General features: G+C 42.3%; 12 protein-coding genes. 4 read left to right on the top strand and 8 right to left on the bottom strand.

Annotation, left to right across the window (positions count from 1 at the left end):
- The 4 genes from O3603_RS00620 to O3603_RS00635 form a co-directional block, all read right to left on the bottom strand.
- Nucleotides 1-252, bottom strand: a complete 252-nt coding sequence (locus O3603_RS00620) for a hypothetical protein (protein ID WP_287315268.1) — start codon at nucleotides 250-252, stop codon at nucleotides 1-3.
- Nucleotides 253-666: 414 nt separating this feature from the next.
- A complete protein-coding gene (locus O3603_RS00625; RefSeq protein ID WP_371519567.1) occupies nucleotides 667-1,602 on the bottom strand; it encodes a redoxin domain-containing protein in 936 nt (311 codons plus the stop codon).
- A 101-nt stretch (nucleotides 1,603-1,703) separates the two neighbouring features.
- Nucleotides 1,704-3,383, bottom strand: a complete 1,680-nt coding sequence (locus O3603_RS00630) for an ABC transporter ATP-binding protein (RefSeq protein WP_155714945.1) — start codon at nucleotides 3,381-3,383, stop codon at nucleotides 1,704-1,706.
- Between the two features lie 84 nt (nucleotides 3,384-3,467).
- A complete protein-coding gene (locus tag O3603_RS00635) occupies nucleotides 3,468-4,358 on the bottom strand; it encodes an NAD kinase (RefSeq protein WP_311453419.1) in 891 nt (296 codons plus the stop codon).
- Nucleotides 4,359-4,494: 136 nt separating this feature from the next.
- Between O3603_RS00635 and O3603_RS00640 the strand changes: the two genes are divergently transcribed.
- The 4 genes from O3603_RS00640 to O3603_RS00655 all read left to right on the top strand — a co-directional run bounded on the left by O3603_RS00640 (nucleotide 4,495) and on the right by O3603_RS00655 (nucleotide 9,689).
- Complete coding sequence (locus O3603_RS00640; RefSeq protein WP_004382885.1) at nucleotides 4,495-5,064, top strand: DJ-1 family glyoxalase III; 570 nt, start codon at nucleotides 4,495-4,497, stop codon at nucleotides 5,062-5,064.
- Nucleotides 5,065-5,078: 14 nt separating this feature from the next.
- Nucleotides 5,079-5,747, top strand: a complete 669-nt coding sequence (locus O3603_RS00645; RefSeq protein WP_371519570.1) for a 2-C-methyl-D-erythritol 4-phosphate cytidylyltransferase — start codon at nucleotides 5,079-5,081, stop codon at nucleotides 5,745-5,747.
- A gap of 569 nt (nucleotides 5,748-6,316) precedes the next feature.
- Entirely contained in the window at nucleotides 6,317-8,413 is a 2,097-nt protein-coding gene (gene recG / locus O3603_RS00650) for an ATP-dependent DNA helicase RecG (RefSeq protein ID WP_371519573.1), read from the top strand.
- Between the two features lie 271 nt (nucleotides 8,414-8,684).
- Nucleotides 8,685-9,689, top strand: a complete 1,005-nt coding sequence (locus O3603_RS00655; protein WP_009435490.1) for a peptidoglycan DD-metalloendopeptidase family protein — start codon at nucleotides 8,685-8,687, stop codon at nucleotides 9,687-9,689.
- A gap of 244 nt (nucleotides 9,690-9,933) precedes the next feature.
- On the opposite strand, the gene O3603_RS00660 is transcribed toward O3603_RS00655, so the two are convergent.
- The 4 genes from O3603_RS00660 to O3603_RS00675 form a co-directional block, all read right to left on the bottom strand.
- Nucleotides 9,934-10,368 (bottom strand): hypothetical protein, encoded by a 435-nt coding sequence (locus O3603_RS00660; protein ID WP_371519575.1) that lies wholly within the window; start codon nucleotides 10,366-10,368, stop codon nucleotides 9,934-9,936.
- Nucleotides 10,369-10,475: 107 nt separating this feature from the next.
- Nucleotides 10,476-11,255: a glycosyltransferase family 2 protein gene (locus O3603_RS00665; RefSeq protein WP_371519577.1), complete on the bottom strand. Its 780-nt coding sequence runs from the start codon at nucleotides 11,253-11,255 to the stop codon at nucleotides 10,476-10,478.
- On the bottom strand, nucleotides 11,252-12,526 hold the full coding sequence (locus tag O3603_RS00670) for a glycosyltransferase family 4 protein (protein ID WP_371519579.1): 1,275 nt from the start codon (nucleotides 12,524-12,526) through the stop codon (nucleotides 11,252-11,254). The genes O3603_RS00665 and O3603_RS00670 overlap by 4 nt, the downstream gene beginning before the upstream one ends.
- 374 nt (nucleotides 12,527-12,900) lie before the next feature.
- Nucleotides 12,901-14,526, bottom strand: a complete 1,626-nt coding sequence (locus tag O3603_RS00675) for a hypothetical protein (RefSeq protein ID WP_371519582.1) — start codon at nucleotides 14,524-14,526, stop codon at nucleotides 12,901-12,903.
- Nucleotides 14,527-14,562 lie beyond the last annotated feature (36 nt).

The raw sequence follows: 14,562 nt of genomic DNA on the forward strand, positions 1-14,562 counted from the left end.
TTATAATGATTCAATCACTCTATTCTTAGTTCTACTCGTCCGGATGTCCTTTATAATGCTTTCTGTAGTTCTATCATCACGCCAAAGACCAGCAAACTGGTCTGCCCAATGCTCATCCTTCGCCTTTACTTCCCTATGAAGTAACGAGTCACTTAACAAAGAAATCAGTTCCAACTTAACGTTATCACTTAGGTTTTTAAGGATGTTCCAATACGGAATCCGCCCACTATTTAATGTGTAATTACCATCCATAACTATTCCTTTATATGCCTGTTGCAAAGATACACAATAATGTGTTTGCCTCCAAATAATCGTCTTTTAAGTTGCTATTAACTGATAGCTCTATCAGAGTTCATGACAATCTTTGAAGCACTTTATGCTCTCCAGGGTTATTACAAGGCTTCTGTAATACTTCTCCAAGCCTTCTGTAATAGTATTACAAGCCCTTTGTAATATTTCTGTAAGACTTCAGGAAGATACCCAAAAGGCTCTTTTAAAGACCAAGATTGTGGTTAAGAAGATACGAGATGAGTATTAGCAAGAATAGAAAATGATTTTTATTAATCCTTACTCTACGCCTTTTAACTGGTGAGATAAGGGTAAAAAAAGCCCCTCTCTGTAGGAGAGGGGTTTGGGGTGAGGCTTGTATCTTGAATTGAAAAGCCGTTAGGGTTGAAAGATGATAGGCACTGTTACGCGTGCTTGTATAGGGCGGTCGTTCTGCATAGCGGGCTTCCATCCCACCATGCGATTGGTTAATCGAACCGCTTGCTCCTTGTAGAACTCCACGCAATTAGCAAGTACTTGCTTCTGCTTAGCCGCATCCAACTTCATAAAATGCTTACTTGTGCCCTGCACATTCTTAACATCTACGACACGAGCACCCGTCACGGAACCATCTATTTCGACGTTGAATAAGACGGTCATTTCGGCATGTACCTTCGAACGAATAGCCTGAATGCTATGGTATTGATTGCGTGCAAAATAGTTGGCGATGGCTTCCTGCCCTCCTTCAAACGTCGGGAGAACATCCGCCTTACTAACCTTTGGTTGCAAGTCGATGGACTCTAGCTTCGCTTTTAACTTGTTGATCTCTACCGTTCCCATAACAACTTTGCCGTTAGGATCGATGAGGTACATCGAAGGAATCCAATCAATCTTATATAACTTGTCGATAAATGTATTCTTCCTAAACTTCTTCAGCTCGCTTACCTGTGTCCAATTCATCTGATAACGATTCCAGTATGTCTTTGCCCAAGCCTCTCGGTCGGTATCAAAAGAGATACCAACGAATTGCACACCATAGTCACGGAACTGCTCATAGAGTGCTTTCATGGCTGGAATATCACGCCGACAATCAGGGCACCAACTCGCCCAGAAGTCTAAAACAACATAACTTCCTCGGTACTGACTCAGCTTGATATCCCTCCCATCATAGGTTCTCAAGGTAAACTCTGGGGCTTTCGTACCTGGTTTCAACATGTTAGTTGCATACTTTGCATCCAAGTCTATTGCGGCTTGAATGGTATCATTTGTTTGTGCGAGAGCAGCTGGAACCGCCATAAAGAACGCACATGCAGCTGCTAAGAAAATCTTTTTCATATCGTTACTTATCTACTTGCTGTTTTCTTACTTCACCTTATTTGTATTAGGTCTGTTGGTTATGTTGCAAATATACTATCTTATTTTCAATAACACAAGACCTATTGTATTTTTTCAATTGTCAGTGTTTGGTCGCAATACTCCACAACTGCTGGACGGTGCGTGATGAATATCACCGTCTTATCATGTGTAGAGAGTATGTTCTTGAGGAGCTTCTTTTCGGTCTCAGGATCTAGTGCCGAAGTAGCTTCATCGAATATCATTATACTTCGATTACGCAGTAGGGAACGGGCAATGGCAATGCGTTGTGCCTGTCCTTCACTCAATCCGCCGCCTTGTTCGGAGCATGGAGTATCAAGTCCAAGAGGCAAGTGGAACACGAAATCAGCACAACTCTTGCATAACACTTCTTCCATCTCTTCTTGTGTAGCATCTACCTTTCCAAGTAGGAGGTTCTCACGTATTGTACCACTCAAGAGCGTGTTCCCCTGTGGTACATAGACGAAGTTTGTACGCATGAGAGGGGATAGTTCTCTACTTTCCTGCGCATTATAAATCTCGACCTTGCCCTTTGTTGGCTTCAATAATGCCAGTAACATCCTGATGAGAGTAGTCTTTCCTGCTCCCGTTTCACCCAATATGGCGGTACACGAACAAGGGTAGAAATCGAAGTTCAAGTCCCTTAGTATCTCCCGATCACCATCCTCGTAACGATAGTTAATACCCTTCAATCGGATGCCGCAAGGCGATGATAACTCAATCGGATCACCCTGTTCTTCGAGTGGATTCTCCTCTAGTTCCATCAGTCGTTCGGCTGCTGTAAAGACAGAGACAAAGGCTGGGACAAGCTTTGTTAGTTGTCGGGCAGGACTTTGAATCTTATTCACTAACTGCAAGAAAGCCGTCATTCCGCCAAATGACAATGTATGAAGTGACATACGAATAGCCGCCCATGTGAAGGCGACCAGATACCCAAATGCAAAGCCAAAGTTCAATACTAAGTTAGAGAAAACAGAGAACTTTGTCTTGCTAACAACCTTCTGTCGCAGTTCTTTCTGTGTACCTTCTAACTTGCCAACTATCATCTCGTCGCTCTCAAGAGTCTTAATCAACATACGGTGTTGAATGGTCTCTTGGAGTACACTTTGTACCTTAGAATCAGAGTTACGAACCTCCCTTGTGAGGCGTCTCATTTGACGAACATAGACCTTACTAACCAATACAAACAATGGTATGATGACGACAATCAAGAGTGCAAGTCGCCAATCCATCGTTAAGAGGTAACAGAAAGCTCCGAGGAACATAGCCAATGTTGAGATAGAACTAGGGATGGTTTCGGTGAGGAAAGTGACGACATTTGCAACGTCAAGTTCCAATCGGTTCAATACATCTCCGCTGTGGTAACGTTCCCGACCATGCCACTCTGAGCGCAAGATACGGTCTAGCATGTTCTGTTGCATCCTATTCTGCGCCTTTATTCCCAGCAGGTTTCGCACCCAGACAGAGGCGATACTCAATGCAAAGTCACATAGAATCAAGCCTCCCATGATACTAACAGCGATGTAAATACTGCCTGGTTTAACATGAGAAGCAACGTCGATAGCATTCTGGACAGCCCATACTGTAGCCAAAGATACCCCCACACTGAGCAGACCTATCAATGCATTGAGGATTGCCTGCTTATGGTTTCCGCGCCACGCAAGCCATAACCAATGAAATATCTCCTTAGTAGTATAGCGTGTGTTAGGTATCTGGAAGAGCCTTCTTATCTTATCAATCATTGTATAATCTTTCGTTAGCTGTGGTTTATGTCTCGGTCTTTATCAAACAAAGAGAGTTAGTGGTTAGGACATGATAACAATCCGTTAGAACTTACGAGTATCTGCTCCCCACATGAGTTTCTCGCGTAGTGTGGAGAAGAAATGCTGTTCCCTTCGCTTTACGATACGCACTTTATGAGAGGCTTTCCTTATCTTTAGCGTCACACCCTCACGTAGTTTCTCTGATCGTCCATCAACTGCTGCCAAGAAGTTGTGGCTTCGGCTCTCTACTTCTAAGGTTATCTCGGCCTTGTCACTGATAACAATTGGACGAATGTTGAGGCTATGAGGAGCAACAGGAGTCATGCTAAAGATGTCCGATTGAGGGACTATAATAGGTCCACCGACGGACAATGAGTAAGCTGTTGAGCCTGTTGGCGTACTGATAACGAGTCCATCTGCAAGATAAGTGGTGAGGTATTCACCATTAATAGTTGCCTTAATAGAAATCATCGCAGCGTTATCTCGTTTCAAAATCGCAATATCATTCAGCGCATACGGACATCCCTCCAATGGTTCCCCAAGTGCTTCTAATTGCATAACGGCACGTTCTTCAATCTCGGCATTGCCTGCAAAGATAGCATCTAAGATGTCTTTTGCCTCATCAGGAACCACACTTGCAAGGAATCCTAAGCGTCCCATGTTCACTCCAATGATAGGTATTTGCTTCGGACCAACCTTACTTGCCGCCTTTAAGAACGTCCCATCGCCTCCGAGAGAGATAACGTAATCAACATCAAAGTTTACCCCCTCAAACACACCAGCTATCTTTAAATCCCCCTGAAGTTTATTCTCTAAAGCATGAAAGAAGCCTTGCTCTAAGTAAATATCAGCCTCGTGTTGAGTCAAATAACCCAACAGTTCTTTTATCCGAATGGACTCTAAAGCTTTAGAAGCACTACCAAAAATGGCGAAACTCAGTTTCTTCTCAGCCATAAAAACATACCTTTTAAATATCTTTTAGCCTTGCAAACGGTACTAAACGACGAATAATTAGTATATTTGCAAGTACTTTACTTCTGCAAAAGTAAGGTTTTTAATTGGATTTGTAGACTTAAATACGAAATAAATTATGGCTAAAGTGTATGAGTTTCTGGCTAATGGTTTCGAAGAGGTAGAGGCATTAGCACCCGTAGATATCCTACGTCGAGGTGGCGTGGAGGTTAAGACTGTGAGCATAACAGGCTCCCCGCTCGTTGAATCATCGCATGGGGTGATGGTGAAAGCCGACTTACAAATAGAAGACTTAGGCGTTATTGATGATGCAGATATGCTCTTGATACCGGGTGGAATGCCTGGTGCACAGAACTTGAAGGACGATGCGCGTGTTGGAAAAGCACTGCTTCATCAGGTGGAGAGTGGTAAACGTGTGGGCGCAATCTGTGCTGGACCGATGGTTCTCGGTGCTTTGGGAATCCTCAAGGGCAAGCGTGCTACATGCTATCCAGGCTTTGAGAAGTTTCTTACTGGCGCAGAATACACCAAGGAATTATGCACTATTGATGGCAATGTGACAACAGGTAAAGGTCCTGCTGCTGCCTTCGTTTATGGTTTCAAGCTATTAGAACAACTCGTATCAGTAGAGAAAGCGAACGAAATCAGGGAAGGTATGTTGATCAACGAACTCATTGCTCTGCATTAAAACATCGTCAGAAGATGATAAGATACGCTATTATCGTTGCAGGAGGAAAGGGCTTGCGAATGGGAACAGAGGTGCCTAAGCAATTCCTTCCCATCGCTGGTAAGCCTGTTCTGATGCACACTATCAGTAGGTTTCATACCTATGATGAGCACTTAAAAGTCATCCTTGTCCTTCCAAAAGAGCAACAGGAGTATTGGAATCAGCTCTGTGAAGAATATCATTTCATCGAAGATTACCAGCTTGCAGATGGTGGTGCTAGTCGCTTCCAGTCGTGCCGTAATGGCTTGTCAATGATACCCAATGATACAGAAGGGCTCGTTGGAATTCATGATGGTGTGCGTCCATTCGTCTCAAACGAGGCTATCTCACGTTGTTATGACGCTGCAGAGAAAGAGAAGGCAGTGATTCCTGTATTGCCCGTGACAGACACCTTGCGCTTTGTGGGCGATTCCGATAAGGGGAGGAATGTGTTGCGAAGTGATTACAGAGTGGTTCAGACGCCACAAGTATTTGATATCCAACTCCTCAAAAAAGCATATAACCAACCCGAGAGTACCAGCTTTACTGATGATGCTAGCGTTGTTGAAAGCATTGGACAGGCTGTCACTATGGTGGAAGGGAATCGTGAGAATATAAAAATCACTACCCCCTTCGATCTGAAAGTAGCGGAGATTTTGGTGTAAGAGAGGCTCAATTCCGGTACCCCACCCAGCCTCCCCCAAGGGGAGGAGTGCCTCACGGGAGCCAGTGGGGGGCATTATGCCCATTTAACAAAAGCCTTTCTTTGTTTTCAAACAACGCTATTTACTCCCCCTCTTCATTGGGAGGTGGGTAGGTGGGAGGCTTTTCTTAACACAGAAGACACGGATGGCACGAAGCCTAAAGGCGACACAGAGTTCCTTACGGAACAATAGAATCCACAGAAGCTTACGCCCACGTGTAATTCATAATACAAGATTCATAATTATAAGTTATAATCAGAACAATTTGAGAAGGGCGTTCCCTTGTATTGAAAAAAGCCTCTCCTTGTATCGAAGAAACGCCCTCTTTAAATCAAAGAAAGGCTCTTGTTAAATGGACATAACGATTCAAACTGATTTCCGTTAGGCACTCCTCCCCTTAGGGGAGGCTGGGTGGGGTTTCAAAAGAGAGCCTCTCTTGTTAGCTTCCGTTAGGCTACATCCCCTCCTTTGGAGGGGCTTGGGGAGGCTTTAAGTAGCTGTGTTGAGATTCTCAAAAGTTGTTGTAACACATGGATATACTATCACAAGACATCATGTATCTACCAGGTGTAGGTCCGAAAAGGAAAGAGATTCTAAGCAAAGAACTTGGCATCTGGAGTTATCGTGACCTCTTGGAGTATTTCCCCTACAAGTATGTTGACCGCACAAAGATATATCTTCTCTCTGAGTTGTCGGCTGATATGCCCTTCGTACAAGTGAAGTGTAAGATACTAAGCTACGAGGAGTTTGAAGTCGGGAAGCGTCGAAAACGAATAGTGGCGCACGCTACGGATGGTCATGGGATATGCGATATTGTGTGGTTCAATGGTACTAAGTATATTTATCAAAACTATCAATTAGATAAGGAATACATCATCTTTGGGAAGCCAAGCTACTATAACGGACGCTTTCAATTCAGCCATCCTGATATCGACGATGCCAGTCAGTTGCAGCTCAATGACATGGGTATGCAACCTTTCTATATAACGACTGAGAAGATGAAAAAGGCTGGTATCACCTCTAGAGCAATGGAGAAACTAACGAAAACACTGCTTAGTAAGCTCACAACTCCGCTTGACGAGACCCTTCCCTCATTCATTACTAGTCCCTTACACCTCATCTCTCGTGATGCAGCCATGCGTAAGATTCATTATCCAAAGACGGTAGATGATACGCAGCGAGCACGTGTACGCCTTAAATTTGAGGAACTCTTCTATGTTCAACTCAATATTCTTCGCTATGCAAGTGACCATCGTCGCAAGTATAGGGGTTATATCTTCAATCGTATTGGAGCACAATTTAACTGGTTCTACACGCATAATTTACCCTTTGAACTTACTGGTGCACAGAAGAGAGTGATGCATGAAATACGTGCAGATATGATGTCTGGCAAACAAATGAACCGTCTCTTGCAAGGCGATGTAGGTTCGGGTAAGACGCTCGTAGCTCTTATGTCTATGCTCATAGCCATCGATAACGGCTATCAAGCATGTATGATGGCACCGACGGAGATACTTGCAGAACAACACCTACAGACTATCAAGGAGTTTCTCAAGGGTATGAACCTACGCATAGAACTGCTGACTGGCATTGTGAAAGGCAAGAAACGCAAGGAAGTACTTGCTGGGCTTTGGGATGGAAGTGTACATATTGTTGTCGGAACGCATGCTATCATAGAAGATAAGGTGCAATTCCAAAACCTCGGGATGGCTGTTGTTGATGAGCAGCATCGCTTTGGTGTGGAGCAAAGAGCAAAGTTATGGAGTAAGAGTGACAATCCTCCTCACATCCTCGTAATGACAGCTACTCCTATACCACGTACCCTTGCCATGACGATATATGGTGACTTAGACGTGAGTATCATCGATGAGTTGCCTCCAGGACGCAAGCCCATACAGACGATACACAAGTATGATGACCAGATGACGAGCCTCTATCAGGGTATAAGACAGCAGATAAAGCTTGGCAGACAGGTGTATATTGTATATCCACTCATCAAAGAGAGTGAGCGAATTGACCTCAAGAACCTCGAGGACGGATACGCTGCTATGTGTGAGATATTCCCTGACTTCAAGTTAAGTAAGATTCATGGTAAGATGAAGGACAAGGAGAAAGAGGCAGAAATGCAGATGTTTGTCAGTGGAGAAACGCAAATCCTTGTTGCTACAACAGTGATAGAAGTGGGTGTGAACGTACCGAATGCGAGTGTAATGATTATTCTTGATGCACAGCGTTTTGGGCTTTCTCAGCTCCATCAGTTGCGCGGGCGTGTCGGAAGAGGTGCCGAACAGAGTTATTGTATACTTGTTACTAATCGCAAACTCACAAAGGAAACGAGTAAGCGAATTGACATTATGTGTGATACGAATGATGGTTTCGAGATCGCAGAAGCCGATTTGAAGCTAAGAGGTCCAGGTGATTTAGAAGGTACACAGCAAAGTGGTATAGCCTTCGACTTAAAGATTGCCGATATAGCACGTGATGGTCAGCTTGTTCAAATGGCACGTGAAGAAGCACAAAAGATAATTGACAGTGACCCAACCTGCCAAAAGAATGAATATAAATTACTATGGGATAGACTTAAAGCGTTAAGAAAGACTAACATAAACTGGGCTGCGATCTCTTAAAATTAATTTGTCGAAAGCTCTCACAATATGCACTTCTAAACGGCTTGACATATATCATCTACGAATCAAGAGATATAAAAGTCGTTTGTTAAACAGCCTATAAAAACTGTTAACCTGTTGTCTTTTTGTCATTTTTTCCTTATCTTTGCGAAGTCTTTTGATACTTAGTTCGATTCTTTGTTATAAGTTTTCAACATGTCAAGAGATAGGAACTTAACAATTTGTTCCGGCCTTTTTAGGCTTCATAGTACAGAAATAAAATAACTTGATTATGATGTTTAAAAGAATTGTTAGGACTTTCGCACTTACATCTCTATTCGCCCTAACAGCCCACACAGCTAACGCACAAGACTTGCTTGCACGTCAGGCACCAATTGATAGACGAGCTAAAGCACTTGATACAATGGTTATTAGTCGCTTACGTGAATCTGAGGAAGTTGAAGAACCAGCATCTGAACTCTACAACGATTGGAATAACAATTATGCACATAGGGGTGGTAACCTCCCTGATGTATACAAGATTGACCTCCGCGGATTCCATATGCCAACTCCTAGTCGCGTCATTACGAGTAACTTCGGACGCCGTTGGGGACGTCGCCACTTAGGTATGGACATTAAAGTCTACATCGGTGATACCATCCGCGCAGCCTTCTCTGGAAAGGTTCGTGTTGTTAAGTACGATGCAAATGGTTATGGAAAATATGTTGTAATACGCCATAACAATGGTCTTGAAACTATCTACGGACACTTATCAAAACAGCTTGTTTCAATTAACCAGACAGTTCGTGCAGGTCAGCCGATTGCTTTAGGTGGTAATACTGGTCGTTCTACTGGTTCTCACTTGCATTTTGAAACACGTCTTGCTGGCGTTGCTTTGAACCCAGCTTTATTCTTCGACTTTGCTCATCAGGATGTTACTGGCGACTACTATGTGTTCCATAAGAGTACACTAGCACAAGAGTCAGAACAAGCAACAGCTGCTCGTGGTACTTCTTCAAGCCTTGGTTATTCTCGTGAAAACATTCAAGGCACACGTGGACAGAGTTCTTCTACTCGTCAAGAGAAGGCTTACAATACTGATTTCTCTAATCACACACCACGCACAGAAGCTACAAGTAGTACTGGTCAGATTATCTATCACTCAGTAAAAGAAGGTGAGACTATTGAGTCTATTGCTGAGTTGTATGGTGTAACGATTGATAAGTTATGTCGCTTGAATCGTCTAGGTCGATACACGAAGGTAGACAAAGGATGGATTCTCAAGATTAGTAAGTAAACGAATTAATTGATAATACAAAAACACCTCGTTAGATATTTTATTCTAACGAGGTGTTTTTTATTAGGATAGCTTTTGTAATTTGCTGTCATTCCTGTCATCATTTTCGTGTGCACAACATACTGATTACAGAATAATATTATAAGTGCTAAAAGTGACAGCAGCTAATATTAAAACTAAATTAGGGCTTTATGTAACCCAAAGTGGGTGTGATTTTTATTGAAAGGAATAGCACGGCAAGTACTTACCGATTGTCAGTACTATCTTTCTTGAATGAGTCGGAGATGCCTTTACCGAGCTTCTTAAAGAACTTCTTACCACCTTCTCCTATCTTGCGGGTTACCTCGCCCATAGTCTTCACTTCGCGTTTTACAACACGACCTATGCCACGTGACATTGTCCGCAAACCATCTTTTACCTCTGTCTCGCCAGAGTCTCTTCGTTCAACTCTATCGGTTTCTACCTTCTTGCTGCTAGTAGGCTTTGTTGCAGAAGATGGTTGAGGCGCAGGCGTAAGATGCTTTGTTGGAGTTGCAGTGTGTGCTCTTGCCTCTGCTTTCTGGCGTGCTTTAACCAAATGTGGAGATGCGCCTGCAATTCCACTATACTCTGTTTGTGCTGTTGCTGATAGACTTATCAGCGACAAAACAACTATAAGTTTCGTTTTCATTCGTTCCATAGTCTTTCGTTTTATAACTTACTAATTAAACGATAAATGAGCATTGTAAATTATAATCCTTAACAAACAATAGTACGCTTTAAAGGCCTTTAAAAGGGGGAGAAAAGCTATTTAAATACTTTACGAACAACAAACCACGCATGGAGTAAGACCGTTGTTAATAAGCCATAATGGCGGTTCATCACATCAAAACGCTCTTTGAGAGAATCCTTATGATGAATGGTTGTTTGTCCTTCTTCCATATAATTAGCAACGACAGCATGTATGTTACGTAGAAGAAGGTGTCGCCGTTCCCCCTCTTTCATAACTCTTATACACCAGTCAACATCGGCTGAATAACGGAAAGATATGTCATAAGGAAGAGAGCGAGCAATATCCATACGTGCATAAAAGGCTTGATGGCATACCACCATGCCCTGACGGAAAGAACGCCAAGTAAGTCTTTCTGGGGGACTGAGTCGACGGTGATACAAGAAATTACCCTTGTCATCAATTATATCTGTATTTCCAAAGAGGACAGCTGGATGCTCTTCACCATCTCCCACGACAGCTGCTAACATTACCTTATTTAATGTCTCTGCATCAGGAAAGCGGTCACCTGCATTCATAAAGACAATATAGTCTCCCGTTGCTAGTTGTAACCCCTTATTCATTGCATCATAGAGTCCCTTGTCTGGCTCACTTTGGATTTTTACAATATGCCCATTCTCTGCGTCATCAGATTGCTTTTGATAAGCTTTGGCAATACTTATTGTCTCATCAGTTGACGCTCCATCAATAATAAGATGTTCCACATGAGGATAGTTCTGCATCAATACGCTGTCTAGAGTAGGGCGTAAGACAGCAGCTGCGTTATAGGTTATTGTGACAACAGAAAACGTAATCATAATCGATAATTCTTAAAGGCCATTGCCTCATTATATATATTAATGTATTGCAAAGCGACGCTACGTTGAGAATAACTACGCTGTACCTTTGTTATTGCTGATGAGGAGAGGTCTTGGTAATCGGCTTCTTCTAGAATCCAATGAAGTCCTTGTGCGAGGTCTGTAGCATCACGATACTTTGCAACATAACCATTTACCTTGTGGTCAATCTCTTCTGGAATACCACCCACCTTAAAGCCTACACAGGGTACACCACACGCCATTGCTTCCATAATGGTGTTAGGTAGATTCTCTGAGAGAGAAGGTAAAACGAAAACATCAGAAGCATTATAGACATCTACAATACGCTGAGTGTCGTTGATATATCCCAACTCATAGACTTCAAAGTCGAATTCCTCTCTTAGGTTCTCTGCATGACCACCTAGTATGGCTATGGCTGTTTTATTGACTATCTCTGGATAATCCTTTGCTAACTTATGGCAGGCTTCAATGAGATAAGATATTCCTTTGTTTACATTTGTTACGCGTTGTGATGCAAAAAGAATAATTTTCTTGTCTAAAGGAAGTCCTGCATTTATGCGAGCCTGTTTATTATCTTTGGGATGGAAAACATGTGTATCAATTGGATTGGGGATTGAAAATACTTGTTGTCCAGCAAGAATAGCACTCTTGCTTGCCTCCTTTTCGAGCCATTTGCTACACGTTACAAACATGATATTGCGCCCTTCAAGCATCTTCTTCTTACGCTGAAGCACCTTATTAGATAAGTCGTTTGTAGAACCACCATTGGGTAGCAGGCGACAATTACCGCAATAAGACTGATAACGCAGACAGTTTAGTGTGATATGACAGATACCTGTTGCAGGCCAAATATCATGCATTGTCCAAACAACAGGCTTTCCACTATCAAGGATCTTGCGGATTCCTTTCAGCGAAAGCATTCCTTGATTGATCCAAGAGAGGTGTATAATGTCAGCCTCTTTAAACTCTGGTAACTTTGTGATATCAACTCCAGAATTAGCAATATCTATCTCAAATAGGTGCTTACGACTGAAGTGTAGATGCCAAAATATGGTCCATCGTTCCCAAAGAAAGTGTAATTGATTGCGTAAAGTATGTGATAAACCAACAACAGTAATATCATCCGTCAGTTTATCACGTACTAACATCTTTGCTTTTACGCCATTGTTATTCAGAGCGTCCTTAAGTCGGTTGGCAGCTAAAGCAGCACCACCTGTCTTCTCACTGGTATTTACTATCAGAACTTTCATTCGCTTATTTCCTTTTCAGCAAAGTTACAAGAAAAGGCATAAACACACAAGGAAAGTAATAAAATATTAGTTGTTTACGGACACAGAAGGTTGATTTGCGTCAAGAAAGGGGCATTATCTTGATAAAACATAAGTAAAATGTTGCAAGGAAGTGAGAATCATCCTACCTTTGCATTGTCAAAAGGTTAATAGATTGTTTAGGTTAGTAGTAATAGATTTAGGTTTTTAGTTATTTTATTTTAGGTAAAACGTTTAACGATTGATCAGTGATAGCAAAGGTAGTCGTGAGATTCCCTTTCACATAAAAAGATTTTTGGTTAAACATACTGATAACGCCGATGCTCGTTGAGAGTATCGGCGTTTACTTTTATGGATTACATCACTCGGTCTATTACAAAGTCCTTATAATATAGATTTCTCCGCACATCACCCTTTATCTGCAGTAGTTTTCCTTTCGTATCAAAGCGATATTCGTAAGAATCGATCCTAGTCTTCATATCCTGTATGGCTGGGTCTGATTCATCCACAAAATCACCATCTTTCACTTCGGGGTCGCCTTTAAGCGATACGACAAACCCTTGCTTATCCTTTGATATGTTATAAGTTCCATAGTCACCAAGTAGGTCGAAGTACTCTCTGCCAGTGGTCTCACCTTCATCAAAGTGCATCTCTAGTCCAATCATTGCCGTTAGCTCGGGCATATATTGTATAAATGATCCATCTTTTATGAAGTTATCCAGGTGATATAAGATATTCTCACCTTCTGTCGTCCTCATCGTCTCATCAGTTACTCTAGAGAACTTTCTATTCCTTTTCCAGTCCTCTTGACACCATCGTTTGAGGTTCTTATACCACTGATCGAACATCTTCTGATCCTTCACCTCAACGTTGGTCTCTCCCGTCAGATTATTTGCTTCGATGATAAAATGCTGCTTGAGCATCTGTTGCAACGTCTTAGCTTCAAGTTTATTTAGTTCCTTGTCGTATGCACCTGTTTGCCAATCAGGCAGCTTTACATCTAGTCCCTCTACTATGCATTCTAGGCGACAAAGATCATTATTAACCACTAGCGGGACAAGTTTAAAGGTATGCGTTCCCGTTATCCATTTCATTTCACAATCCACTTTTATACGATAAGTGAGCGTATCCCCCACAGTATATTGCGATGGAAGTAAGGGCTTATAAGTGGGTTCTTTCACAACTGACGCCTGTAAACGCTTCATAAATAGTTGCCCCTCTGCCACATTCTTTATCTCTTGAAAAAATGAGAATCTTCTGTTGACTGGCACATTCTTTTTATCAATTGGCCATTGTAACTTATTATCAATCGCCATGTACACATCATCCTTCTGCGGATTATTATAGAGTTTGACCAATCGTTTTGCATCCTGACGAGTGAGCCTTAGTGTACCAGTAACGCTCCCATCAGATATTTCATCTTTACGCACAGCTGTGAATGAGGCCGTAGGTATGGCATAAGGCGACTGCTTATCTAAGGCACAAAGGATTAGCCAATCATCCATCAGTTCGTTTATACCAAAGCCGAAGATATAACGTGACGTGTCATAGAGTTGCTTCTCACGTGCCAGATTCAGCAACCTCATCACAATTTTCTCATCCTGTGGATTCACCCGTACATACGAATTCATGTGGAAAGCAACATCTTCTCCATTATCAGCTGCATCTGCCGCCGCTGCTGCAACATACCCGTCTGTATCGGGTAAGGTGCCGAAACGCTTCTTGAAAGCCGCTGTTGAGTCAGCTTCCGCTGCATTTTGATTCCCATAAATCTCGTCATTAAAACGTCCGAAATACTTCACTAATGGGTATGTCGTAATATGCTTCTGATAGGGTAGGAGCTTATCACTAATCGACTTCAGTAGTTCGTGTGGGTCATGTACTACTGGATAAAATGATATTTGCACGGGCTTCAATGCTTGTGCCATGGACATTTGCAGACAGCTAATAAGCATTAATAAGAGTAGGCTTATACGTTTCATAAAGTCTATATGTTTGATAATTTACATTCTAATTCG

It is taken from the genome of Prevotella sp. 20925_1_30, assembly GCF_041433025.1.
GTDB classification, from domain to species: Bacteria; Bacteroidota; Bacteroidia; order Bacteroidales; family Bacteroidaceae; genus Prevotella; species Prevotella vespertina.